The sequence below is a fragment of the Yoonia sp. MH D7 genome (assembly GCF_054439475.1).
In genome coordinates this window covers 3252433-3277354 of sequence record NZ_JBTJCF010000001.1, presented here as the reverse complement: position 1 = coordinate 3277354, position 24922 = coordinate 3252433, and the positions used below count along the sequence as shown (strand labels likewise).

The window sequence follows — 24922 nt, the reverse complement described above, 5'->3', positions numbered from 1 at the left end:
GACCTAGCTTACACCAGGTTAAATGAGGATTCTATGGCAACCGTTCACCTACTCAAACTTTCCGTCGGCACCGATGACATGGCGGGGCTTGCTGCGTGGCAGGCCATGCCACAAGTGCAAACGCCCGACGGCTACCCGCAACACGTCACGCGCATGTGGCCCAAACGGGGCGACGAAGTGCTCAACGGCGGTTCCATCTTTTGGGTGATCAAAGGCATCATTCAATGCAGACAACGGATCATCCGCCTTGACGAACGGATCGGCAACGACGGCATCCGGCGCTGCGCAATCGTCAGCGATCCACAACTGGTCCGCGTCGCAGCAACCCCAAAACGTGCCTTCCAAGGCTGGCGCTATCTGAAACCCGCAGACGCACCCGAAGACCTACCCGACGGAGTGCAAAACGAAGAATCCCTGCCACCGGAATTGTCAAAAGCACTGGCAGCAATCGGCGTGCGCTAAACCCGCACATATTCATTGCGAGCTATACGCCCAACTATCCTCGTGGGCTACACGCCCAACCATCAACTGTGGGCTACACGCCCAACCGATCTTCCAATTCCAACAACGTCTTACGCTGCTGATCCGTCCAACCATCGCGCTTACCACGAAACAACGTGGCCTGTGAGGCATGGATCAAGCCATCATGGATGATCTTCAATCCATTGGCGCGCAGCGTTTCGCCAGTAGAGGTAATATCGGCAATCGCTTCTGCGGTCTCGTTCTTGACCACGCCTTCCGTCGCGCCCTGACTATCGACGAGCTGATAATCCGCCACACCACTGTCACGCAAAAACTCGCGCACCAGACGGTGATACTTGGTCGCAATCCGCATGCGAAACCCGTGCTTGGCGCGAAACGCCGCCGCCGCCGCATCCAGATCATCCAGCGTATCCACATCAACCCAGGATTGCGGCACAGCAATAATCAAATCCGCACCACCAAAACCCATCAACGCAATCTCGTGCACGCGAGTCTCCCAATGGGCCAACTTTTCCCGCACCAAATCAGAGCCGGTCACACCCAAATGAATACGGCCCGCCGCCAACTCACGCGGAATTTCACCCGCCGACAACAGCACCAGTTCAACACCGTCAATGCCATCAACAACACCAGAATACTCGCGCTCTGACCCCGCCTTGCGCAAGGTCACACCGCGCGCGCCGAACCAGTCAAACGTCTTTTCCATCAAACGGCCCTTGGACGGCACACCCAATTTCAACATCACACCGGCTCCTTCAACAACAGGCACAAATCCGGGCGCACAACTCCGCCCACGGCAGGCAACGTCGTGCCCTGCCCCAAAACAGCAGTCAACGCATCATAGCGACCACCTGTCGCCACAGGAGGCAATTCAGGACGATCTATCGCACTAAAGCCGAACACAAATCCGTCGTAATACTCCAACGTCGTGCGACCATAACTGGCTTCAAACGGAAGGGCATCAACATCGACACCTCGCGCGGACAAGGCATCCAAACGCGCAGCAAACACCGCAACTGCCGACCCGATCGCAGGCATATCCACCGCAATATCGCGCAGGACGCTCAACGCATTAGGCGACACTTCGCGGACCGACAACAGCGCATCAATCAACCCCAATTCTTCATGTGAAATCGGCGCCGCTTGCGCATCGACACGCAAAACATCAACCCGCGACTGCACCTCTTCGCGACTGCGCAAACCCACAACAGGCCCCGCATGCTCGAACGGATCATCAGCAGCCAACAGCGCGACTCGGCTCGCAGGTGGCGGCGTGCGACCGCCAAAACGATCAATCAACGCGCGGAACCGACGAGGTCGCCAAATGTGCCGCGCCAATGCCGCCTTGCGCGCATCTGTCGTGCGCAACCCGCGCACCGCTGCTTTTAAAATCCCCAGATCACCCGTCGCGGCATGCACTGGCAGACCTTCTAGCGCCCCCGCAATCGCGGCAAACACATCGGCATCGGCCTGCGCAGGATTGTGGCCATCAAACACCTCAAACCCCACCTGCAAAAACTCGTTAGCACGGGCTTCATCATACTCTTGCTTACGAAAAACAGGGCCCGCATAAGTATAGCGCGCAGGGTCCGCACGGCTCACCATATGCATCTGCACAACTGGCAGCGTGAAATCAGGCCGCAACATCATCTCACCGCGCAGCGGATCACCCGTCACATATGCCCGCCCGCGAATATCCTCGCCGTAAAGGTCCAGCAACACATCCGCAGGCAGCAAAATATCCGTCTCAACAGGCATCGCCCCCGCCGCAACAAACACATCCGAAATGCGCTGCGCTTCGTCCTTAATCGCTGTGCTCATTAGCCCTGCCCGTCCAAAATCTCACGCACACGTCCGACCAGATCACCACGCGCCACTTCATACTGTGACGGGCGATCTTTCCATTCCTCAAGGGTCGCATTCTCGGCAATCTTCGCGCCCAAAATCAAATCCTTGATCTGCACAACACCTTTGTCAAACTCGTCACCACCCGCAATAATCGCAACAGGAGAGTTACGTTTATCCGCATATTTCAACTGGTTACCAAAATTCTTGGGGTTGCCCAAATATACCTCGGCGCGAATTCCCGCATTGCGCAATTCTGCAACCATACCTTGATAATCCGCCATACGGTCGCGATCCATCACCGTCACAACAACAGGCCCAACAGCCGTCGTATCCAACCGCCCCTTCGCCTCAAGTGCCGCCAACAGGCGATCCACGCCAATCGAAACACCCGTCGCAGGCACCTCTTGGCCAGTAAACCGCTTCACAAGATCATCGTAACGACCCCCACCAGCCACAGATCCAAAGTTCCGCGCACGACCCTTGTCGTCCAACACCTCAAACGTCAACTCAGCCTCAAACACAGGCCCGGTATAATAACCCAGCCCGCGCACAACGCTCGGATCAATCTCGATACGATCAGGTCCATAACCACCCGCCTCAAGCAGGCTGGCAATCGTCTCCAACTCGTCAACGCCCTCGGCACCGACAACAGACCCAGACACCAATTCGCGCAAACGGGCGACCGTCTCGGCGCCCGTATCCCGCTTGGCATTCATAAAGCCCATGACAATATCGGCCTCAGCATCACCCAAGCCCGCACCTTTGGTAAAATCACCACTGGCATCCTTGCGACCTTCGCCGATCAAGGCGCGCACGCCGTCCTCACCAAGACGATCAAGCTTATCAATCGCCCGCAAAACAATCCCGCGCTCGGCCTCTTTGTCATCACCCGACAGCCCAGCAACTTCCATCACACCATTCAAAACCTTGCGATTATTGACGCGCACAACATAGTCGCCGCGCTCAATCCCAACCACTTCCAAACAGTCCGCCAGCATCGCACAAATCTCGGCATCAGCCGCCACAGATGACGCCCCAACGGTATCCGCATCACACTGATAAAACTGGCGAAAACGACCCGGTCCCGGCTTCTCATTACGCCAAACAGGTCCCATCGCGTAACGGCGGTAAGGGTTCGGCAAATCATTGCGGTGCTGGGCATAGGCACGGGCCAACGGCGCGGTCAGATCATAGCGCAGCGCCAACCAATCTTTGTCCTCTTCCAGCCACGCAAACACACCCTCGTTCGGGCGGTCCACATCAGGCAAAAACTTGCCCAGCGCCTCAACAGTCTCAACAGCAGACGTTTCCAGCGCATCAAACCCGTAACGATGATAAACACCCGCAATCTTGCGCAACATTTCAGTGCGGGCTTCAACCTGCGCACCAAAATAATCATGAAAACCCTTAGGCGTTTGTGCCTTTGGGCGGGGTTGTTTCTTGTCCTTGGCCATCATCGCCTCGCGTAAAAATCTACCATATGCGCCCGCGTCTACACCCCTGCGCCCATTGGGGCAACGCTATGTTTCGGGGCTTCCCCGCGCCAATACCCGCGTGCTATGACAGCGCCATGACAGACATCACACATCTCGAAGAAAAAATCGCCCACCTGACACGGACCGTCGAAGACCTGTCCGACATCGTGGCAGCGCAGCAAACCGCGCTCGACAAAGCAACGCGCCGACTTGCGATGCTGATGGAGCGCGAAGCAGGGCGCGAAATGGATGCAGGCGGATCAATTCCCTTGGCCGATCAACGCCCCCCACACTGGTAAATTAACGGGATAGATTACTGGGATAAATCAGTGATCCGACGGCCCCATCGCCACAACCCCACCATCATGTAGCAAGATATTCGACCACGTCGGGTTCGACCCGAACTGCTCGTAGGCGGTGATAAACGTCGTGCTCCGCGCTAAACGATCCAGCTTGGCACCGCAGGGCGAACCATGCCCCACACGGCAAAACGCCGACTTCATCGTTTCATAGGCTGCGTCGGTTACATTATAAGCAACATCACGATTAGTCGGCATATACCGCACCACCTCATGGGTCCCGATATCGCCCATCAAAGAGGTCGCGGCGGTGAACTGACGTGCGCAATTATCTTTGAAACCAGTGACATAATGTGTGCGCAATCCGGTCTGGGTGGGCGCGCTATCATAAAGCGAATAACCCGCGTTTTCATCCACTTTCGCGCCTAGATCACCGGACGAAACGCTACAATTGCGGGCGATCTGACCATAAGGCAGCTTCGTGCCCACAGCCACCTCTTGCGCATCGGGGCCGCTACGCACCTCTACGCCGGGGCCCTGTGTGGGACCGCCAAACATCCGGCCAAAAAACCCTGCTTTTGGCGTCTCAACCTGTGCCACAGCGCGTTCAACAACGGCGCTGGACACATCTTCGCCCGTCGCCCCGGCCAAGGCCATCGACACATCATCATCTGCCAAAGACACGTCCGACAATAGCGGAATTGCCGGATCGGGGCTGCATCCCGCAACACCAAGCATACAGATCAGAATCAAACCACGGCTCATTGTCACAAGCGCCCCCCGTTAGGTATTGGGAGGGTGTAACAACCCGAACCCGCCCCGTCCACGTATCAAAAAGGTCACGATGCGGCATTTCGCCGATCAGATTTCCTCGACTTCCATCACGCCGTTCAACGACTTAAGCGCACCTTTGATTTGTGGGTTCACAGGGTAATCCTGCCCCAAATCAATCTCGACTTCACCGGGCAAATCAGGGTCTAGAAGACAGAAATACACCGGACCACGGCCACCACGCACTTTGTCACGCATCGCGTTTTCTAAAATCGTCGCAACCGATCCAATGGCATCAGGGCTCTCCAAAAACACCCGCAATCCCGAACTGCCCGCATCCGCCACAGCCGTATCAATCGGCGAAACCGAACGGCCCAGCAACTTCAACACATCGGCCTCCATCGTGGCCTCACAGGCAATCACAACCTGACTGCCAGTCTCCAGATGATCGCGCGCGGCTTCCAATGTATCAGAAAACAACGTGACCTCATATTGGCCGGTAGGATCAGACAATTGCGCAAAAGCAAACCGATTACCCCGCGCCGATTTGCGCTCCTGACGACCCGAAACCGTGCCTGCCATTTTCACGATACAGGCCCCACGCGCAGCCTTCACCATGACCTCATCCAACGTCAAAACCTGCTTGCGGCGCAACGCGGCCATATAATCATCCAGCGGATGGCCCGACAGATAAAACCCGATCGCCTTGAACTCTTCTGCCAAACGCTCGGCTGGCAAAAAATCATCGCCCCCCGCCAAACGTGGCTCAGGCAAATCATCACCCGCCTCACCAAACAACGACACCTGATTTGACGACTTTTGGTCATGGATCGCCGCCGAATACCCGACCAGCGCATCAAGACTTGAAAGCACACGCCGACGGTTGGGATCAAGCACATCAAACGCACCAGCCCGCGCCAGCATTTCCAACGGACGCTTGCCCACGCGCTTGATATCCACACGCCGCGCAAAATCAAATAACGTCACAAACTGCTTCTCGCCGCGCCCATCGACAATCAGCTTCATCGCCTCAACGCCCACGTTCTTCAACGCGCCCAGCGCATACACCAACTTCTGATCTTTCACATCAAATGTCGCCATCGAGCGGTTTACACAAGGCGGCGTATAACCAATCTTAAGACCCTTTTTGACCTCTTGAAAATACGTGGCCAGCTTATCCGTCAGATGAATATCGCAGTTCATCACACCCGCCATAAACTCGACAGGATGGTTCGCCTTCAACCACGCGGTCTGGTAACTGACCACCGCATAGGCCGCTGCGTGCGATTTGTTAAACCCATAGTTCGCGAACTTCTCCAAAAGGTCAAAAACCTCAGAAGCCTTCTTCTTATTAACGCCATTCTCCATGGCGCCCTTCTCGAACTTGGGCCGCTCCTTGGCCATTTCCTCGGCGATCTTCTTACCCATCGCACGGCGCAACAGGTCAGCGCCGCCAAGGCTATAGCCCGCCATGACCTGCGCAATCTGCATAACCTGTTCTTGGTAAACAATAATCCCCTGCGTCTCGGCCAACAAATGGTCAATCGACGGATGCACGGATTCAATCTCTTTGACCCCGTTCTTGACCTCACAATAGGTCGGAATATTCTCCATCGGCCCCGGACGATACAGCGCCACGAGCGCCACAATATCCTCGATACAGGTCGGCTTCATGCGCTTAAGCGCATCCATCATGCCGCTGGATTCCACCTGAAACACCGCAACAGTTTTGGCGCTGGCATAAAGCTTGTAAGACGCCTCATCATCCAGCGGGATCGTACCAATGTCGTTCAACAAACCCTCGGGCGGCATGAACAACGTAGTGCCATCGGCCGCCTGATGCAGCGGACGTCCCGATTTCACCACCAGATCAACCGCATTTTGAATAACCGTCAGCGTCTTCAGGCCCAAAAAGTCGAACTTGACCAACCCCGCCTGCTCAACCCACTTCATGTTGAACTGCGTCGCAGGCATATCCGAGCGTGGATCCTGATAAAGCGGGACCAACTCATCCAACGGACGGTCGCCAATCACAACACCCGCCGCGTGGGTTGACGCGTTGCGCAACAGCCCCTCGACCTGCTGGGCATAGCTTAACAACCGCGCGGTCACCTCATCGTTCTTCGCCTCTTCGCGCAAACGCGGCTCGTCGGCCAAGGCTTTCTCGATCGAAACCGGCTTCACCCCCTCTACAGGGATCATCTTACTCAGGCGATCCACCTGCCCATACGACATCTGCAAAACACGGCCCACATCACGTACCGCCGCCTTGGACAAAAGCGCACCAAAGGTAATGATTTGCCCAACCTTATCGCGGCCATATTTCTCCTGCACATACCGGATCACCTCCTCGCGGCGATCCATGCAAAAATCGATATCAAAGTCGGGCATCGAAACACGTTCAGGGTTCAAAAACCGCTCGAACAGCAAAGAATATCGTAGCGGATCAAGGTCGGTAATCAACAACGCATAAGCCACCAACGACCCCGCACCAGACCCCCGCCCGGGCCCGACAGGAATGCGGTTATCCTTGGCATATTTGATAAAATCGGCAACGATCAAAAAGTAGCCGGGAAACCCCATACCCTCGATAATCCCCAGCTCGAAATCCAAACGCGCCTGATATTCCTCCAGGCTCACCGCATGGGGAATAACCGCCAAACGCGCCTGCAAACCCTCGTTGGCCTGCCTGCGCAATTCCTCAATCTCGTCATCCGCAAACTTCGGCAAAATCGGATCGCGCTTATAAACCTTGAACCCACACCGCTTAGCAATCTCGACGGTATTTTCAATCGCTTCCGGCAGATCGGCAAATAACGTCGTCATCTCGCGCGGCGACTTGAAATAATGCTGCGGCGTCAGGCGGCGGCGCGGCTCTTGCTGATCGACGTAAGCGCCGTCAGCAATACACATCAACGCATCATGCGCCTCGAACAACGATGCTTTCGGAAAATATACATCATTCGTCGCGACCAGCGGCAAGCCCTTCGCATAGGCCATCTCGATAAAACCCTGCTCGGACAAACGCTCCGCCTCCGGCAAACCGTCACTATCAGGATGGCGCTGCAATTCGACATACAACCGATCAGGATAAGCGGCAGCCAAACGGTCCATCAACGCCTCGGCTTTGGGCCTCTGCCCCTGTCGCAAAAACCGCCCTACCGGCCCATCAGGGCCACCGCTCAAACAAATCAACCCACCCGAATACCGCTCCAAATCCTCCAACGTGACCTGCGGCAACAACCCGTCCTGATGCAAATACGTGCAGGAATTCAGCTTCATCAGGTTCATATACCCGGCTTCCGACTGGGCCAATAAAACCACCGCGGCAGGATCCTCGGGGCGCTTCCCCGGCTCGACAGGCACGAACCCGACATCAATCTGACAGCCAATAATCGGCTGCACACCGGCCTTTGCGGCGCCTTCGGAAAACTCCAAGGCACAGAACATATTGTTGGTATCGGTCACAGCCACCGCAGGCATAAACATATGCGCCGCCATTTCAGGCAGTTTTTTGACATGAACAGCCCCCTGCAACAGGGAATATTCAGAATGTACGCGCAGGTGGATGAATCGGGGATCATTTGACATGCGGCCAACTTACGGGCTGCGCCGCGCGGGGCCAAGCGGCACTTTGCTCTTGCAGGCACTTGATTTGTTAGCGACCCTGCTAACCTACGAAAGGCGATTCCCTGCTATGCACAAAATGACACCCCACCTCGACGCCTGTTTCGCAGCCCTCAGCGACCCAACCCGCCGTGCCGTCATCGAACACCTTGTGCGCAGCCCCGCAACCGTCAGCACCTTGGCCGCACCACACGCCATGGCTCTGCCGACCTTTATGCGCCACCTTTCGGTGCTGGAAAAATGCGGCCTCGTGCGATCGGAAAAAACTGGCCGCGTGCGCACCTGTCACATCGAAGCCTCGCCCTTGTTAGAGGTTCAAGGCTGGCTCGCTTGGCAACGCCTGTTGTGGGAAAAGCAACTCGATGAACTCGATCAACTGCCGCTTTCGCTGGACCCACAATAATACGACAGCCAGTGTATCCCCACCAAAAACCGCACCTTAGCGTTCAAAACTTTACGAAAAAGCTTGCTTTCGAAACACAGCGCGGGTTTCATCACCCAAACGGAGGCTCGCGTCTACGCCGCATCGACGTCATCCATGTCCCGATTAAACCAGTACCGCGGCAGGTTAACCGATGAAAGTTTCGTTTCTTCTGAACGGGAACACCGTGGAAGTGGAAACACCGGCCACGCAAACCCTGCTAGACTGGCTTCGCATTTCCCAACACCTCACTGGCACGAAAGAAGGCTGCAACGAGGGCGACTGCGGCGCATGTTCCGTTATCGTCACCGACGCCCATTCCAAACGCGCGTTGAACGCCTGCATCCTCTTGATGCCACAACTGCACGGCAAATCCGTGCGCACCGTTGAAGGCATTAGCGCGCCGGACGGCACCCTGCATCCGGTGCAACAGGCTATGATCGACCACCACGGGTCACAATGCGGGTTTTGCACGCCTGGATTTATCGCCTCGATGGCTGCGGGCCACGCCAACGGGCGCACCGACCACGACGATATGCTTGCGGGCAACCTGTGCCGCTGCACCGGCTACGCTCCGATCATTCGCGCCGCAAAAGCATCAGAGGACATGCCCGTCCCCACATGGATGAAAGAAAACGTCGCACCAGCCCCCGAGGTGCCCTTTGCGCCAACCTCCCTCAATGACATCGCCGCTTGGTATGCCGCCAACCCCGACGCGACCATCATCGCTGGCGCAACCGACGTGGGCCTCTGGGTCACCAAACAACTGCGCGATCTCGACAAGGTAATCTTTCTGCACCGCTGCACCGAATTGCAACAAATCACGCAAACCGACACCCACATCACATTCGGCGCGGGCGTCACCATGTCCGACGTCCATAACGCCCTTAAACCGCTGCACCCCTCCTACGCAGAAATGGTGCGGCGCTACGGCTCGGAACAAGTCCGCGCTGCGGCAACAATTGGCGGCAACATCGCCAACGGCTCGCCCATCGGCGACAACCCACCCGCGCTGATCGCACTCGGCGCAACACTCCACCTACGTCACGACACCAAAAGCCGCACAATCCCGCTTGCCGACTTCTTCATCTCTTATGGCAAACAAGATCGCGCAAAAGGCGAACTTGTGACAGGCGTGACAATCCCCAAATCCGCCCCTGACCTGCGGGTTTACAAATTATCAAAAAGGTTCGACCAAGACATTTCTGCGGTCTGCGGCGCCTTCAACGTGACGATAAAAGATGGAAAAGTGCAATCTGCCGTCATCGCATTCGGCGGCATGGCCGGCACACCTGCCCGCGCCACCCATGTCGAATCCGCCCTGCTCGGCCAACCGTGGACCATGGAAACCGTGCAAAATGCCCTGCCCGAATTCGCAGACGACTACACCCCGATGTCCGACATGCGCGCCAGCGCCGACTACCGCCTAGAGACCGCCGCGAACATGCTCATCCGCTACTTCAGTGACCTCGCAGGCCACCCCACTTCCATCCTCGAGGTGCAGCCATGAGCGTTCACAAATCCCTGCCGCACGATACAGCCCCCCTGCACGTCCAAGGCAGCGCGCGCTATATCGACGACATCCCTACCCCCACTGGCACACTACACTTGGCTTTCGGGCTCAGCGAAATCGCAAACGGCACGATCACCGATCTCAACCTCGACGCAGTGCGCGCTGCCGCTGGGGTCGTCGCCGTTTTTACCGCCAGCGACTTGCCGTTTGATAACGACGTATCGCCCGGCGCGCATGACGAACCACTGCTGTCGACAGGCGAGGTCCACTACCTCGGCCAAGCAATCTTTATGGTCGCGGCGACCTCCCACTTGGCCGCGAGAAAAGCCGCGCGTCTCGCCAAAACCACCTACACCGAACGCACGCCAATCCTCACAATAAAAGACGCCATCGCCGCCAACTCCCGCTTTGAAGACGGCCCGCGCATCTGGTCAAAAGGCGACGTCGACACCGCACTCACCTCTGCCAAACACCGCCTGCAAGGCAGCATCGACATGGGCGGCCAGGAACACTTCTACCTCGAAGGCCAAGCCGCGCTCGCCCTGCCGCAAGAAGGCGGCGATATGATCGTGCACTCCTCCACCCAACACCCGACCGAAATCCAACACAAAGTTGCAGAAGCCATCGGCGTCCCGATGCACGCCGTGCGGGTCGAAGTGCGGCGCATGGGCGGCGGTTTTGGCGGCAAAGAAAGCCAGGGCAACGCGCTTGCCGTAGGCTGCGCCATCGCAGCACGCGCCTTAGGATTGCCCTGCAAAATGCGCTACGACCGCGACGACGACATGATCATCACCGGCAAACGGCACGATTTCCGCATCGACTACGACATCGGCTTTGACGACCACGGTAAACTCGCTGGCGTCGATTTCACGCAACTCACCCGCGCAGGCTGGGCACTCGATCTGACCATCCCTGTGGCCGACCGCGCCATGCTGCACGCCGACAACGCCTACCTCTTGAACCACACGCGCATCACCTCGCACCGCCTCAAAACCAACACGCAAAGCGCCACTGCCTACCGTGGTTTCGGCGGCCCCCAAGGTGTGCTTGGCATAGAGCGGGTGATGGACCACATCGCGGCCCACCTGAACCTCGACCCCGTTGCCGTGCGCCAAGCCAACTACTACACCCACATGGACAGCGCCGACGCCACCAACACCACCCCCTACGGCATGAAGGTCAACGACTTTATCCTGCAAGACATCACCACCGCCCTGCTTACCTCCGCCAACTACACCGAGCGGCGCAAATCCGTCGACGCATGGAATGCCACCAACCAGATCTTGAAAAAAGGGCTTGGCTTTGCGCCCGTCAAATTCGGCATCTCTTTCACCCTGACCCACCTCAACCAAGCGGGCGCACTGGTGCACGTCTACCAAGACGGCTCGATCCACCTTAACCACGGCGGCACTGAAATGGGGCAAGGGCTGTTCCAAAAAGTCGCGCAAGTCGCCGCCTCCCGCTTTGGCGTCTCTATGGACACGATCAAAATCACAGCCACTGATACCGCCAAAGTCCCCAACACCTCCGCGACTGCCGCCTCGTCAGGGACCGACCTCAACGGCATGGCCGTGCAAAACGCCTGCGACACCATCATTGCACGTATCGCTGAAATCGTGGCGCAAACCCACGGCGGCAAACCCTCCAACGTCACCTTCAAAAACAATCAGGTCACCGCAGGCGACATCACCCTCACCTTTGCCCAAGCCACCATGCTGGCCTACACCAACCGCGTCAGCCTCTCGGCCACGGGATTCTACAAAACCCCCGACCTCGCGTGGGACCGGATCAAAGGACAAGGGCAACCTTTCTTCTACTTCGCCCAAGGCGCTGCCCTCACCGAAGTCGTGATCGACACGCTCACCGGCGAAAACCGCATCCTGCGCTGCGACATCCTGCACGACGCAGGCACCTCGCTTAACCCCGATCTGGACATCGGCCAAATCGAGGGCGGCTACGTGCAAGGTGCGGGCTGGCTCACCACAGAAGAACTGGTCTGGGACGCAAAAGGCATGCTTAAAACCCACGCTCCCGCGACCTACAAAATCCCCGCCTGCTCTGATAGACCCCGCATCTTCAACGTAACGCTCTGGGACAAACCCAACCCCGCCAATACCGTCTACCGGTCCAAGGCCGTCGGCGAACCGCCCTTCATGCATGGCATTTCGGCCCTCATGGCGCTGTCGGACGCGGTTGCGTCTTGCGGCAATACCTACCCCTCCCTCAACGCACCAGCCACAGCCGAACGCATCCTCGCTGCTGTCAAAAAGGTGCGCACATGAATAGTATCACCATCCAATTTACCCGCACCGCAGGACCCGCCATTACACGCCCAAAGGACAAAACCGCATGAGCCTTCTGACCGTCAGAAACCTGACCAAAGCATACCCTGGCGTCATCGCCAACAAAGACGTCTCGCTCCAAATCGAACAAGGCGAAATTCACGCGCTTTTGGGCGAAAACGGTGCGGGCAAATCCACACTGGTCAAGGCGATCTACGGTCTGGTCAAACCGGACGCGGGCAGCATGACGCTGAACGGCAAACCCTTCGCCCCCGCCGAGCCGCGCGCCGCACGGGCTGCAGGGGTTGCGATGGTTTTCCAGCACTTCTCGTTATTCGACGCATTGACCGTAGCGGAAAACATATCGCTCGGCCTAGAAAATCCCCCCCCACAGGCCCAAGTTGCCGCAGACGTCCGCCGCATCTCCGACCAATACGGCCTACCGCTTGATCCCGACCGCACTGTCGGCGACCTATCCGCAGGCGAACGGCAACGGGTCGAAATCATCCGCTGCCTGCTGCAAGATCCCAAACTCCTGATCATGGACGAACCGACATCCGTCTTGACCCCGCAAGAGGTCGACATTCTGTTCCAAACCCTGCGCAAACTCGCCTCCGAAGGCACATCAATCCTCTATATTTCACACAAACTCGAAGAAATCCGCAGCCTGTGCGATAACGCCACCGTGCTGCGCTTGGGAAAAGTTGTTGGCGCGTGCGTGCCCCGCGATACCTCGGCACGCGACATGGCCGAACTGATGGTCGGCACCATCCTGCACGTCCCCGAAAAATCCGACAAACCCAAAGGCGACGTCATCCTCACGCTCAGAAACCTGACGGCCAAAGCCCCGCACCAGTTTGGAACCGCTCTGCGCGACATTTCACTTGAAGTGCGCAAAGGCGAAATTCTGGGCATCGGCGGCGTGGCAGGCAACGGACAAGACGAACTCGTCGCAGCTCTCTCCGGAGAAATGAAAACCGCCCCCGACATGGTGCAACTTACCGGCCATCCCATCGGCCACCTCGCGCCAAACCCCCGCCGCGCACTCGGACTTTGCGCCGCCCCCGAAGAACGCAACGGCCACGCTGCCGCCCCCGACATGAGCCTGATCGAGAACGCCCTACTGACCGGCGCCACGCGCAAGAACCTGACTAAAAACGGCTTCCTGCAATGGGACAAAACGCGCACATTTGCCCAAGAAATTATCAGCACATTCGATGTGCGCACGCCCGGCGCCTCTAGCGCGGCACGTTCGCTTTCTGGCGGTAACTTGCAAAAATTCGTCATCGGCCGCGAAATCCTGCAAAGCCCCGATGTGCTGATCATCAACCAACCGACATGGGGGGTCGATGCTTCTGCTGCGGCCGCGATCAGGCAAGCGATCATTGACCTCGCCGACGCAGGCGCCGCCGTGATCGTCATTAGCCAAGACCTTGACGAACTGATGGAAATATCCGACAGATTTGCAGCGCTTAACGAAGGCAGGCTGTCCGACCCACGACCCGCCCAAGGGCTGACAATCAAAGAAATAGGGCTGATGCTTGGCGGCGCACACGATATGGAGGTCGCACATGTTGACGCTTGAAAAACGGGCCAACCCGTCAAAAGGTTGGACATTGGCCACCCCAATTCTGGCCGTTATCCTCACGATGTTTTTCGGCGGCATCCTGTTCGCGACCTTGGGCAAGAACCCGTTTGAAACCATCCGTACGATCTTTCTTGATCCGCTCTTCTCCGAGTTCGCATGGTATTACCGCCCGCAACTGCTGATAAAAGGCGGACCGCTGGTGCTGATCGCAATCGGCCTCTCGTTCGGCTTTCGCGCGGGTGTGTGGAATATCGGGACCGAAGGTCAATACATCATGGGCGCCCTCTTCGGCGCAGGTGTCGGACTTGCATTCTACCCCACCGATGCTTGGTTCATCTTCCCGCTCATGGTCCTCGCAGGCGCTATCGGCGGCACCCTCTGGGCTATGATCCCGGGCATCCTGCGCGTCAAATTCGGCACCAACGAAATCCTCGTCTCTTTGATGCTCGTCTACGTCGCCGAACAAATACTGGCCTCCATGGCACTCGGCGCAATGCGCAACCCCGAAGGGATGGGCTTCCCCGGCTCGCGCAACCTCTCGCAATACCCCTCTGCGGCTAACTTGGAAATCATCTCGGGTTCGGGCATGCACTGGGGCGTTGTCGCTGCTTTCATCGCTGTGATCTTCGCCTACATCACCCTATCGCGACACATGTTCGGCTTCCAAGTCCGGCTCTCTGGCCAATCACCACGCGCCGCCGCCTTTGCAGGCGTGAACCCCAAGGCTCTCGTTCTCATCTGCTTGGGCATCTCTGGCGGTCTTGCAGGCCTCGCTGGCATGTTCGAAGTGTCGGGCCCCGCCGGTCAGGTCAGCATCGATTTCAACGTGGGCTATGGCTTCACCGCGATCATCGTGGCGTTCCTCGGGCGCTTACACCCCGTTGGGATCCTGCTTGCAGGCGGGCTAATGGCGCTGACCTATATCGGCGGCGAAATCGCCCAATCCAACCTCGGCCTGCCGGGTGCGGCCATCCAGTTACTGCAAGGTATGCTGTTATTCTTCTTGCTCGCGGTCGACGTGCTGACCAACTACAAAATCAAATTCGGCGCAGGAGAACTGGCATAATGGACCTATCCTCAATCAACCCGATCCTTCTGCTCGCCTCGCTTATGGTCGCCGCAACCCCGATCCTTCTCGCCGCAATCGGTGAACTCGTCGTCGAACGCTCGGGCGTCTTGAATCTCGGCGTAGAGGGCATGATGATTACAGGGGCCGTCTGCGGATTCGTGGTGGCAGTGAACACAGGCTCGCCGTGGCTCGGCTTTATCGGGGCCGCAATCGGCGGCGCAATCCTGTCCCTGCTCTTCGGCTTTCTCACCCAATACCTACTGTCAAACCAAGTCGCCACAGGCCTCTCGCTTACCCTCTTCGGGCTTGGCCTCTCGGCTCTGATTGGCCAAGGCTACATCGGCGTGAAAGCACCAAGTTTCCCCGACATCCACGTCCCGCTCTTGGGCGATATCCCCGTCATAGGCCCGATCATCTTCCAACACGACCCGATGATCTACGTTGGGTTAATTCTGGTGGCCGCAACATGGTATTTTCTGAATAAAACACGCGGCGGATTGATCCTGCGAGCAGTGGGCGAAAACCACGACGCGGCCCATGCACTGGGCTACAAAGTGGTGCGGGTACGGATGCTTGCGATCGCATTCGGCGGCGCTTGCGCAGGCCTTGGTGGCGCTTACCTGTCACTGGTGCGCGTCCCACAATGGACCGAAGGTATGACCGCAGGCGCAGGCTGGATCGCGCTGGCAATCGTCGTTTTCGCCAGCTGGAAACCACTGCGGCTTTTACTCGGTGCCTATCTTTTTGGCGGGGTGACTGTTCTACAGCTCAACCTGCAAGCAGCGGGGCTCGCAATCCCTGTAGAATACCTTTCCATGTCGCCGTATATTGCCACCATCGTCGTTCTGGTCATCATGTCGGCAGGACGCGCACCAGGTTCACTGGGCCGCATTTTTCACGCCTCACGCTAGGGGCAAACTCGCCAGACCAACACTGGCACCAACGGGAGAAAAGACCTTGAAAAGAAGATCACTACTCGCAACGACCGCAGCATCAGTTCTGATTGCATCACTTGGCACCGCAGCATTTGCACAAGACAAAACCAAAGTCGGCTTTATCTACGTCGGGCCAATCGGTGACGGCGGCTGGTCACATGAACATAACCAAGGACGCTTGGCCATCGAAGAAGAATTCGGTGATGCGATTGAAACCGTCTACGTCGAAAGCGTGCCAGAAGGACCAGATGCAGAACGTGTCATGACACAAATGGCGCTTGGCGGCGCAGACCTGATTTTCGCAACATCTTTCGGGTTTATGGACCCGACAATGAACGTTGCCGCAAAATTTCCTGACGTGAAATTCGAACATGCCACAGGTTTCAAACAGTCTGACAACGTGGCGACATACTCGGCACGTTTCTACGAAGGCCGCGCTGTGCAAGGCCACATTGCTGGCTCGATGACCGAATCCAACATCATCGGCTATATCGGCTCCTTCCCGATCCCCGAAGTTATCCGCGGCATCAACGCAGCTTATATTCAGGCAAAAGCCGTAAACCCTGACGTCGAATTCAAAATCGTCTGGGCCTACACATGGTTTGATCCAGCTAAAGAAGCAGAAGCAGCCACCGTTCTGATCGAGCAAGGCGCAGACGTGATCTTGCAGCACACAGACAGCACGGCACCACAAGCCGCAGCGCAGGCCGCTGGCAACGTGATCACATTCGGTCAAGCCTCTGACATGTCCGAATTTGCACCACACCCACGCGTCTCTTCGATCATCGACGACTGGGCACCCTACTACATCGCACGCACCAAGGCTGTCATCGACGGCACTTGGACCAGCGGCAACACTTGGGACGGCATTGGCGCTGGCATGGTAGCCATCGGTGAAATCTCCGACGCGGTGCCAGCCGACATCAAAGCTTCCGCAGAAGCCCTGCGCGACAGCCTTGGCGACGGCTCCTACCACGCCTTCACAGGTCCGTTGAACAAACAAGACGGCTCTGCATGGTTGGCTGAAGGCGAGACTGCAGACGACGGCACACTGGCAGGCATGAACTTCTACGTCGAAGGTCTTGTCGGCGACATCCCGCAGTAACCTGCACTCACATCACACCACAAAGGCCCGTCAGCAATGGCGGGCCTTTTGCGTTGGACACAAGACTCTACTAACGCGACGATAGCTCCGCCTGAAAACTTGGCACTGTCGCACAGGGCTCGGGTAGGCTACTAGCAACAAACCCCGCCCACAAACGTCGAAAGTTACCGGATGTCCGCACCCCACATGAAAATTGTCCTCGTGACACCTGAAATTCCGTGGAACACGGGCGCCATCGGACGCACCTGCGTGGCACTCAACCTCGAACTGATCCTGATAAAACCCTTAGGCTTCTCACTCGACGAAAAATCCGTGCGCCGCGCGGGCACCGACTACTGGCACCACGTTCACCTCAGCGAATACGATAGCTGGGACCAGTTTCTTGAGCTGCGAAAACCACCGCGCGACCACCTCTACTTCTTTGAAGAAAACGGCGCAGAAAGCGTCTATGCCCCCACCTACCAAGACGATTGCTACCTCGTCTTCGGCTGCGAATCCAAAGGGTTGCCCCTCGCGATCCTAGATGACCTGCAAGACCGCATTTTCCACCTGCCAATGCACAACAAACAAGTCCGCTCGCTCAACCTCGCCAATGTGGCCACCGCTGTGATCTACCAAGCGATGCGCACACAGTTGGGCGGTTAGGCTTACGCCAAGGCCGGCACGCCGACCCGCGTGGTGACGCGCGACGCCAACACGCCGCCCGCCACAATACTGACCAGCGCCAGCAACGCCGCCACGCTTAACGTCGCCGATCCGCTCAGGCCCGCACCCACCGTGCAACCACCCGCTAGAACCCCGCCAACACCCATCAACGCGGCGCCCAGCGCATAGCGCACAAACTGCTGCGGTCCTTCAAACCCTTCCAGCTTCAACCCCCCGCGCAGCAATCCACTGAAAAAACTGCCCAGTAGCACGCCACCGATCAAGCCGGTGCCAAATCCGGCGGGAATAGAGGTCGACGCAATGAACCAGAACAACGTGTCAGTCCACGGCAGGGTAAACGCGACCGATTGCACCGTCAGCGGATCAAACTCGTCAAACAACAACACACTCGTCGCCGACCAACCCACAACAGCCGTCAGGCCAATCAACACGCCCGCAATTCCGTCACGCAACTTTGGGCGGTAACGGTTCACCAGATATAGCGCCGCCGCAATCACTAAAGCCGCCGCAATCGGCGCACCCAGCGGCAAGCTAGCAAACGATCCAAACGGCAGCGGCACAGTCACTGCACCCAACGCCGTGCGCAACGGTGCAAACACACCCTTGATCGTCGCATGGGCGACAAACGCAAAAATCATCAACACCGTAACCGCGCGCATATTGCCCGTCGCACTAAGAACGGTCAGCCGCGACACACACCCACGGGTCAAAATCATGCCCGCACCAAAGGCGAGCCCGCCCACAATAATCGCTAGATAGGGCAGGTCCAGATCAAGATATCGATGCCCGTCCAGCGCCACAAACCCCAAGATATCCGCCACCAGAAACCCGGTAATTGCGGTCGCCAGTGCAATCAGCCAAACCGCTGCCGCAGGTCCGCGCTCTGCATTCTGGCCCGCAATCGAGCGACGCAAACAGAATCGCGACACCTGCGCCGCAATCCCGAAGACCAGCCCGATCACCAGACCAAAAATCACCTGCAACGTCAGGGCATCTAGCCCGAAACCAAAACTCTCCAACAGCATCGCGAAACCCTCAATAAAGCACTCCGCAGGATATCAATTCCGATTGCACAAAAGTCAAACCAGCCAATCAGAACAATTTCCCAATAATGCTAAAATTTCGCAACACTTTCCCGATTCCGGCCAAAACCCATCCTCATCAATCTGACGCAGCAGCCACAACGACACCGCTGTCCCTCATCCGCAATCTTCACGAATTCTGCAGGATCACGACACCAATGCTTGCACCCCTCAAAACCTCATGCCAACATCACCGCATGACAGATTTCATCATCATCGGTGGCGGCGTCGCGGGCACCTCAGCAGCCGCCTACCTTTCATCACTCGGAACGGTCCTGTTACTAGAGACGGAACCCAACCTCGCATACCACGCCTCAGGGCGTTCTGCCGCGCTGTTCGAGGAAAGCTACGGCAAACCGGCGACCGTTGTGCTGAATGCCGCATCGCGCGACTACCACGTTGAAAACAATATCCTTACGCCGCGCGGCCTGATGCTCGTTGGCACACCAAACGACGCTGATACCTTTGACGCCGAACACGCCCAGATGGGTCTCGACGCGATGACCATGTCAGAGGCCAAAGCTATGGTGCCGATCTTGAACACGACCCATATCGACCGCGCAGGCTACCACGCCGATGCATGGGATATGGACACCGATTTGCTGATCCAGACCTTTGTGAAAACCATCCGCAAAAACGGCGGCACCATCCAGACAAAATCCGCTGTCACAGACATCGCAAAAACAGCGTCAGGCTGGACTGTCAGCACAAAAACAGAATCCCATTCCGCCGCAATGTTAATCAACGCAGCAGGACCATGGGTCGACTACATCGCCCAAATGGCGGGCATCACACCCATCGGCTTCAAGCCGCTGCGCCGCTCTATGGGACGCATCCCCGCACCGGGCGGCTTTGACGTCTCGACATGGCCAATGATCTTTGCCGCCAAAGAGGCGTGGTATGCTAAACCCGACGCAGGCGCGCTCATCGTATCCCCTGCCGAAGAACACCTGATGGACCCGCACGACGCGTTTGTCGACGACATGGTTCTCGCCGAAGGCATGGCGCGCTACGAAGAATGTGTGACTGAACCCGTAACCCGTCTGGTCGCATCATGGGCAGGTTTGCGCACATTTTCTCCCGACCGGACCCTCGTGATCGGCCCCGACCCGACCCACCCCACTTTCATCTGGTGCGCAGGTCAAGGCGGCTATGGCATGCAATCCGGCCCCGCCGCAGGACAACTTCTCGCCGACCTCGTCAACAACGCCGCCCCGCGCATCGACGACGCCAGCGTTACAGCCCTCTCACCCGCAAGGTTCCGCTAAACGCGGAACCCCGGGGGGTGCGCTGCCATCAGACATGAAAACCCCTCCAAGACGTATGATCTCGAAGGGATTATGCTTCCAACAAATAAGTATGCTATCGGCGCAGCTACCCGTCCATGCGGATCGTCGCGTTTTTCGGATCATAGGGGCTATCCTCGACAATCACCGCAGGCCACAACTTATCCAGCATCTTGACCTGCACCTGTGTGCCAACTTCGGCCAACGCAGGGGCCACATACCCCATGCCAATCGATTTCTCGAACGCGACAGAATAGCCGCCCGACGTCAAACGGCCAATGCGGTTGCCATTCATATCATAAAGCGCCTCACGCCCCCACGGATCGGCGTCATCAGGCCCGTCAATCAGCACGGTTACACATTTCGACCGCACCCCCTTGGCAACCATCGCATCCTTGCCATGAAACTCTTTACCCATATCAATGAACCGCGGCAAATCGGCCTCAACTGGCGTGGCATCACGGCCCAGCTCAGTGCCAAACGCACGGTAGGATTTCTCCTGACGCAACCAGTTTTGCGCACGCGCACCAACCAGCTTCATGCCATGTTTTTCACCAGCCTTCTCCAGCAGATCAAACAGGTAATTCTGCATCTCCATCGGATGATGCAACTCCCAACCCAACTCGCCCGTATAAGCCACGCGGATCGCGTTCACAGGACACATGCCCAGCTCGATCTTTTTGGCCGACAACCAAGGAAAGCGCTTATTGGACAGCGCCGTTTCAGGCTCCGCATCCTTAATCACATCCATCAAAACCGCGCGGGCTTTTGGCCCCGCAATCGCAAACACTCCCCACTGGGTCGTCACGTTCTGCACATCAATACGACCGAACTCAGCCTCTTTATCTTCCACAGCCTTACGCAAGAAATCGGCATCGTACGCCGTCCAAGCCCCTGCGGACACCAGATAATATTCATCCTCCGCCATCCGCACAATCGTATATTCCGTGCGGGTCGTGCCGTGCGCAGTCAGCGCATAAGTCAGGTTAATCCGGCCAATCTTCGGCAGTTTATTCGTCGTAAACCAATCCAAAAACGCCGTCGCACCCGCCCCCTTCACCACATGTTTCGTAAACGCCGTAGCATCAATCAGACCAACGCCCTCACGGATAGCCTTGGCCTCGTCCACAGCATATTGCCACCAGCCACCACGGCGGAAACTACGCGCCTCATGGTCATCAAACCCCATCGGCGCATAATAATTCGGACGCTCCCAACCATTCACAAACCCGAACTGCGCACCACGCGCGGCTTGACGATCATACGCAGGCGCCGTGCGCAACGGACGACACGCAGGGCGCTCCTCATCAGGGTGATGCAATACATAAACGTGGTCGTAACATTCCTCGTTCTTGCGCGCCGCATACTCGGTCGTCATCCAGTCGCCGTACCGCTTGGGATCAAGCGACGCCATGTCGATCTCGGCCTCCCCCTCAACCATCAACTGCGCCAAATAATACCCCGTACCACCCGCAGCAGTAATGCCAAACGAGAACCCCTCAGCCAGCCACATGTTGCGCAATCCAGGCGCGGGTCCGACCAACGGATTGCCATCAGGCGTATAGCAAATCGGTCCGTTGAAGTCGTCCTTCAAGCCACTCTCTTCACACGACGGAATCCGGTGGATCATCGCCATATACTGCGCCTCGATCCGCTCCAGATCGAGCGGGAACAGATCAGCGCGGAAACTATCAGGCACGCCATATTCAAAACACGCAGGGGCCCCCTTTTCATAGACCCCCAAAATCCAGCCACCACGTTCTTCACGCACGTACGACTGCGCATCGGCATCGCGCACCACAGGATGCTCGACATGCCCCTCGGCACGGAACTTCACCAGATCAGGGTCTTGATCCATAACAATGAACTGATGCTCGACAGGGATCGCTGGGATCTTGATCCCCAGTTTGCGCGCCGTCGTCTGCGCATGGTTCCCTGACGCAGTCACAACATGTTCAGCCGTAATCACAACAGTCTCGTCAGACGGCACAAGGTTCCCGCCCTTCTCAACCATCTTCACACAAGTCACTTCCCAATGTGTGCCAGTCCAATGAAACGCATCCGCCTGCCACTTACGCTCGATCATCACACCACGTTGACGGGCCCCCTTCGCCATCGCTTGGGTCACATCCGCAGGGTTAATATACCCATCCGTCTGATGATACAGCGCGCCCTTCAAATCCTCGGTGCGGATCAACGGCCACTTCGCCTTGATCTGATCAGGCGTCATCCACTCATACGGCACATCACAAGTCTCGGCTGTGGACGCATACAACATAAACTCGTCCATCCGCGCGTCGGTCTGCGCCATGCGCAAATTCCCAACCACCGCAAACCCCGCATTCAAACCCGTCTCGGCCTCCAACGCCTTATAAAACTCGACCGAATATTTATGAATATGCGTGGTCGCAAACGACATGTTAAACAACGGCAACAATCCCGCCGCGTGCCACGTGGACCCCGACGTCAACTCATCGCGTTCCAAGAGCATCACATCATCCCAGCCCGCCTTGGCCAGATGATACGCAATCGACGTGCCAACGGCACCACCACCGACAACAAGAGCTTTGACATTGGTTTTCATGGGCTGCGATTCCTCTGGGACTATGCGTTACCGCCAATTTGCGCAAAAACGCATCCCAACACCAGAACCAGCCGACCAGTCAGCGCACAATAGCGACAGCAGCCGCAAAAACGACCTAGACTGCACAAGCACCCGCTGTCTATTAATCGCTTAACCACTCAGACAGGGCCACAAGATGAAGATTTGCCGCACCGTCCAAGACATTCGAAACACCATGCGTGACCTACGTCGGCAAGGCAGCGTTGGCCTTGTCACCACCATGGGCGCACTGCACGCGGGCCACATGGCACTGGTCAAAGCAGGCACAGACGCGCATCCCAATGTGGTTGCGACGATCTTCGTGAACCCCTCACAATTCGGCAATCCCGCCGACCTCGAAACCTATCCGCGCACAGAAGACGCCGATCTGGCCATGCTACGCGCCGCAGGCGTGGCCGCGGTCTTCCTGCCCGACGTGCATGAAATCTATCGTGCAGGCGACGAAACTATCGTGGAAACCACAGGCCTCGCCAATATGCTGCAAGGTATCACACGGCCCGGCCATTACCGTGGCGTTGCAACAGTCGTGACCAAACTCTTTAACATCATCGGTGCAGACGCGGCCTACTTTGGCGAAAAAGACTATCAACAACTGGCGGTGATCCGGCGCATGGTCCATGATCTGCACCACCCTATCGCAATCCACGGCGTCCCAACCGTCCGCGAAGCAGACGGCGTCGCGATGTCCTCGCGCAACGTGCGGCTTACTCCGGAACACCGCGCAGCAGCCCCCATCCTGATCACCGCCCTAACCGCCGCAGAGGCACTGCTCAAATCCGGCGAAACCGCCCAGACCGCCAGCGCCGCAATCCTCGCGACAATCGGCACAGAACCCCTTGCGCACACCCCCGTGGTCGATATCGTAGACTCAACCACTTTCGCCCCCGTCACTGGCAAACCAACCACCTCCGTGGGGATCATGGTGTCAGCACAATTCGGCGAAATCCTACTGATCGACCAAAAGGAAGTCACACCATGAGCGTTCAAACCGAGCAAATCCGCCGCAACACGGTGCCGCAAATCGCAAAACGCAAAGGCGGCGAACCAATCGTGTCCCTGACCTCTTACCACGCGCACACGGCCGCCATCGTTGACAAATACGCCGACTTTATCCTTGTGGGCGATAGCCTTGGCATGGTCATGCACGGCATGGATAGCACCGTGGGCGTCCCGCTTGACCTGATGATCATGCACGGCAAAGCTGTTGTGCGCGGCACCAAAAAGGCGCTGATCGTCGTCGACATGCCCTTCGGCTCTTACGAAGAATCCCCCAACATCGCCTTTCGCAACGCCGCCAAAATCATGAAAGAAACCGGCTGCGGCGCAGTCAAACTCGAAGGTGGGTCACGCATGGGCGAAACCATCAAATTCCTGACCGAACGCGGCATCCCCGTCATGGCCCACATCGGCCTGACACCACAATCGTCACACGTCATGGGCGGTTTCAAAACCCAAGGACGCGATGAAGACACATGGGCCGCACATATTGCCGACGCGCACGCGGTCACTGACGCAGGTGCCTTCGCAGTCGTCCTTGAAGGCATGGTTGAACCACTCGCGGCAAAAATCACCAAAGAGATTGCAATCCCGACCATCGGCATCGGCGCATCTGCGGACTGCGACGGACAAATTCTGGTGCTCGAAGACATGCTTGGCATGAACCCGTGGACCCCAAAATTCGTGAAAGTGTACGGCGACCTCGGCCCGATGATCGAAGACTCGGTCAAACGTTACGCCGCCGACGTCAAAGACCGCTCGTTCCCGTCCGAAGACGAGGTGTACCGCTAAATCCACACGGCCTTTCTATCTATAGTCAGCTCCGCATCCAAAATATCTAAATATGCCACCC

The 24922-nt window shown here is 57.4% G+C and carries 20 protein-coding genes; 13 read left to right on the top strand and 7 right to left on the bottom strand.

Features of this window, described 5'->3' with window-relative positions; all coding sequences use genetic code 11:
- The first annotated feature begins 33 nt into the window (after positions 1 to 33).
- The gene (locus tag ACXLHR_RS16300) at positions 34 to 462 is read left to right on the top strand and encodes a DUF1489 family protein (protein WP_458792422.1); all 429 of its coding nucleotides are present in this window, start codon (positions 34 to 36) and stop codon (positions 460 to 462) included.
- 73 nt (positions 463 to 535) lie between these two features.
- Here the strand turns inward: ACXLHR_RS16300 and hisG are convergent, their stop codons facing one another.
- Genes hisG through hisS form a run of 3 tightly spaced genes read right to left on the bottom strand, consistent with a single transcriptional unit; the run spans position 536 to position 3785 of the window.
- Positions 536 to 1225, bottom strand: a complete 690-nt coding sequence (gene hisG, locus ACXLHR_RS16295; protein WP_458792421.1) for an ATP phosphoribosyltransferase — start codon at positions 1223 to 1225, stop codon at positions 536 to 538.
- Complete coding sequence (locus ACXLHR_RS16290; RefSeq protein WP_458792420.1) at positions 1225 to 2304, bottom strand: ATP phosphoribosyltransferase regulatory subunit; 1080 nt, start codon at positions 2302 to 2304, stop codon at positions 1225 to 1227. The genes hisG and ACXLHR_RS16290 overlap by 1 nt, the downstream gene beginning before the upstream one ends.
- Entirely contained in the window at positions 2304 to 3785 is a 1482-nt protein-coding gene (hisS, locus tag ACXLHR_RS16285) for a histidine--tRNA ligase (RefSeq protein ID WP_458792419.1), read from the bottom strand. The genes ACXLHR_RS16290 and hisS overlap by 1 nt, the downstream gene beginning before the upstream one ends.
- Before the next feature lie 116 nt (positions 3786 to 3901).
- Here hisS and ACXLHR_RS16280 point away from each other — a divergent pair, with 116 nt between their 5' ends.
- Positions 3902 to 4105 carry a SlyX family protein gene (locus ACXLHR_RS16280; protein ID WP_458792418.1) on the top strand — a complete coding sequence of 68 codons (204 nt, stop codon included), beginning with the start codon at positions 3902 to 3904 and terminating at the stop codon, positions 4103 to 4105.
- Positions 4106 to 4132: 27 nt separating this feature from the next.
- Here the strand turns inward: ACXLHR_RS16280 and ACXLHR_RS16275 are convergent, their stop codons facing one another.
- Both ACXLHR_RS16275 and dnaE read right to left on the bottom strand, forming a co-directional pair.
- Positions 4133 to 4876, bottom strand: coding sequence for a hypothetical protein (locus ACXLHR_RS16275; protein WP_458792417.1), 744 nt, complete (start codon positions 4874 to 4876; stop codon positions 4133 to 4135).
- A gap of 90 nt (positions 4877 to 4966) precedes the next feature.
- On the bottom strand, positions 4967 to 8467 hold the full coding sequence (gene dnaE, locus ACXLHR_RS16270) for a DNA polymerase III subunit alpha (protein WP_458792416.1): 3501 nt from the start codon (positions 8465 to 8467) through the stop codon (positions 4967 to 4969).
- On the opposite strand from dnaE, the gene ACXLHR_RS16265 reads away from it, so the two are divergent.
- The 8 genes from ACXLHR_RS16265 to ACXLHR_RS16230 all read left to right on the top strand — a co-directional run bounded on the left by ACXLHR_RS16265 (position 8466) and on the right by ACXLHR_RS16230 (position 18061).
- Entirely contained in the window at positions 8466 to 8906 is a 441-nt protein-coding gene (locus ACXLHR_RS16265; protein ID WP_458792415.1) for an ArsR/SmtB family transcription factor, read from the top strand. The two genes, dnaE and ACXLHR_RS16265, sit on opposite strands and share 2 nt — an antisense overlap.
- Before the next feature lie 172 nt (positions 8907 to 9078).
- On the top strand, positions 9079 to 10434 hold the full coding sequence (gene xdhA / locus ACXLHR_RS16260; protein WP_458792414.1) for a xanthine dehydrogenase small subunit: 1356 nt from the start codon (positions 9079 to 9081) through the stop codon (positions 10432 to 10434).
- Positions 10431 to 12719, top strand: coding sequence for a xanthine dehydrogenase molybdopterin binding subunit (gene xdhB, locus ACXLHR_RS16255; RefSeq protein ID WP_458792413.1), 2289 nt, complete (start codon positions 10431 to 10433; stop codon positions 12717 to 12719). Before xdhA ends, xdhB begins: the two co-directional genes overlap by 4 nt.
- Positions 12720 to 12786: 67 nt before the next feature.
- Positions 12787 to 14304, top strand: coding sequence for an ABC transporter ATP-binding protein (locus tag ACXLHR_RS16250; RefSeq protein WP_458792412.1), 1518 nt, complete (start codon positions 12787 to 12789; stop codon positions 14302 to 14304).
- Entirely contained in the window at positions 14291 to 15373 is a 1083-nt protein-coding gene (locus ACXLHR_RS16245) for an ABC transporter permease (RefSeq protein ID WP_458792411.1), read from the top strand. Before ACXLHR_RS16250 ends, ACXLHR_RS16245 begins: the two co-directional genes overlap by 14 nt.
- A complete protein-coding gene (locus ACXLHR_RS16240; RefSeq protein ID WP_458792410.1) occupies positions 15373 to 16287 on the top strand; it encodes an ABC transporter permease in 915 nt (304 codons plus the stop codon). Before ACXLHR_RS16245 ends, ACXLHR_RS16240 begins: the two co-directional genes overlap by 1 nt.
- Positions 16288 to 16333: 46 nt before the next feature.
- Complete coding sequence (locus tag ACXLHR_RS16235) at positions 16334 to 17416, top strand: BMP family ABC transporter substrate-binding protein (RefSeq protein WP_458792409.1); 1083 nt, start codon at positions 16334 to 16336, stop codon at positions 17414 to 17416.
- 186 nt (positions 17417 to 17602) lie between these two features.
- A complete protein-coding gene (locus ACXLHR_RS16230; RefSeq protein ID WP_458792408.1) occupies positions 17603 to 18061 on the top strand; it encodes a tRNA (cytidine(34)-2'-O)-methyltransferase in 459 nt (152 codons plus the stop codon).
- Positions 18062 to 18063: 2 nt separating this feature from the next.
- Here the strand turns inward: ACXLHR_RS16230 and ACXLHR_RS16225 are convergent, their stop codons facing one another.
- Positions 18064 to 19107, bottom strand: a complete 1044-nt coding sequence (locus tag ACXLHR_RS16225) for a YeeE/YedE family protein (protein WP_458792407.1) — start codon at positions 19105 to 19107, stop codon at positions 18064 to 18066.
- Between the two features lie 254 nt (positions 19108 to 19361).
- Here ACXLHR_RS16225 and ACXLHR_RS16220 point away from each other — a divergent pair, with 254 nt between their 5' ends.
- A complete protein-coding gene (locus tag ACXLHR_RS16220; RefSeq protein ID WP_458792406.1) occupies positions 19362 to 20432 on the top strand; it encodes an NAD(P)/FAD-dependent oxidoreductase in 1071 nt (356 codons plus the stop codon).
- Positions 20433 to 20538: 106 nt separating this feature from the next.
- On the opposite strand, the gene ACXLHR_RS16215 is transcribed toward ACXLHR_RS16220, so the two are convergent.
- Positions 20539 to 23034, bottom strand: a complete 2496-nt coding sequence (locus tag ACXLHR_RS16215) for a GcvT family protein (protein WP_458792405.1) — start codon at positions 23032 to 23034, stop codon at positions 20539 to 20541.
- A 214-nt stretch (positions 23035 to 23248) separates the two neighbouring features.
- Here ACXLHR_RS16215 and panC point away from each other — a divergent pair, with 214 nt between their 5' ends.
- Complete coding sequence (gene panC, locus ACXLHR_RS16210) at positions 23249 to 24052, top strand: pantoate--beta-alanine ligase (protein ID WP_458792404.1); 804 nt, start codon at positions 23249 to 23251, stop codon at positions 24050 to 24052.
- Positions 24049 to 24861, top strand: a complete 813-nt coding sequence (panB, locus tag ACXLHR_RS16205) for a 3-methyl-2-oxobutanoate hydroxymethyltransferase (protein ID WP_458792403.1) — start codon at positions 24049 to 24051, stop codon at positions 24859 to 24861. Before panC ends, panB begins: the two co-directional genes overlap by 4 nt.
- Positions 24862 to 24922 lie beyond the last annotated feature (61 nt).

Bases quoted from the DNA above. Each gene is read 5' to 3' on its own strand.
- ACXLHR_RS16300 (WP_458792422.1), top strand. From the start codon at position 34: ATGGCAACCGTTCACCTACTCAAACTTTCCGTCGGCACCGATGACATG.
- hisG (WP_458792421.1), bottom strand. From the start codon at position 1,225: ATGTTGAAATTGGGTGTGCCGTCCAAGGGCCGTTTGATGGAAAAGACG.
- ACXLHR_RS16290 (WP_458792420.1), bottom strand. From the start codon at position 2,304: ATGAGCACAGCGATTAAGGACGAAGCGCAGCGCATTTCGGATGTGTTT.
- hisS (WP_458792419.1), bottom strand. From the start codon at position 3,785: ATGGCCAAGGACAAGAAACAACCCCGCCCAAAGGCACAAACGCCTAAG.
- ACXLHR_RS16280 (WP_458792418.1), top strand. From the start codon at position 3,902: ATGACAGACATCACACATCTCGAAGAAAAAATCGCCCACCTGACACGG.
- ACXLHR_RS16265 (WP_458792415.1), top strand. From the start codon at position 8,466: ATGCGGCCAACTTACGGGCTGCGCCGCGCGGGGCCAAGCGGCACTTTG.
- dnaE (WP_458792416.1), bottom strand. From the start codon at position 8,467: ATGTCAAATGATCCCCGATTCATCCACCTGCGCGTACATTCTGAATAT.
- xdhA (WP_458792414.1), top strand. From the start codon at position 9,079: ATGAAAGTTTCGTTTCTTCTGAACGGGAACACCGTGGAAGTGGAAACA.
- xdhB (WP_458792413.1), top strand. From the start codon at position 10,431: ATGAGCGTTCACAAATCCCTGCCGCACGATACAGCCCCCCTGCACGTC.
- ACXLHR_RS16250 (WP_458792412.1), top strand. From the start codon at position 12,787: ATGAGCCTTCTGACCGTCAGAAACCTGACCAAAGCATACCCTGGCGTC.
- ACXLHR_RS16245 (WP_458792411.1), top strand. From the start codon at position 14,291: ATGTTGACGCTTGAAAAACGGGCCAACCCGTCAAAAGGTTGGACATTG.
- ACXLHR_RS16240 (WP_458792410.1), top strand. From the start codon at position 15,373: ATGGACCTATCCTCAATCAACCCGATCCTTCTGCTCGCCTCGCTTATG.
- ACXLHR_RS16230 (WP_458792408.1), top strand. From the start codon at position 17,603: ATGAAAATTGTCCTCGTGACACCTGAAATTCCGTGGAACACGGGCGCC.
- ACXLHR_RS16225 (WP_458792407.1), bottom strand. From the start codon at position 19,107: ATGCTGTTGGAGAGTTTTGGTTTCGGGCTAGATGCCCTGACGTTGCAG.
- ACXLHR_RS16220 (WP_458792406.1), top strand. From the start codon at position 19,362: ATGACAGATTTCATCATCATCGGTGGCGGCGTCGCGGGCACCTCAGCA.
- ACXLHR_RS16215 (WP_458792405.1), bottom strand. From the start codon at position 23,034: ATGAAAACCAATGTCAAAGCTCTTGTTGTCGGTGGTGGTGCCGTTGGC.
- panC (WP_458792404.1), top strand. From the start codon at position 23,249: ATGCGTGACCTACGTCGGCAAGGCAGCGTTGGCCTTGTCACCACCATG.
- panB (WP_458792403.1), top strand. From the start codon at position 24,049: ATGAGCGTTCAAACCGAGCAAATCCGCCGCAACACGGTGCCGCAAATC.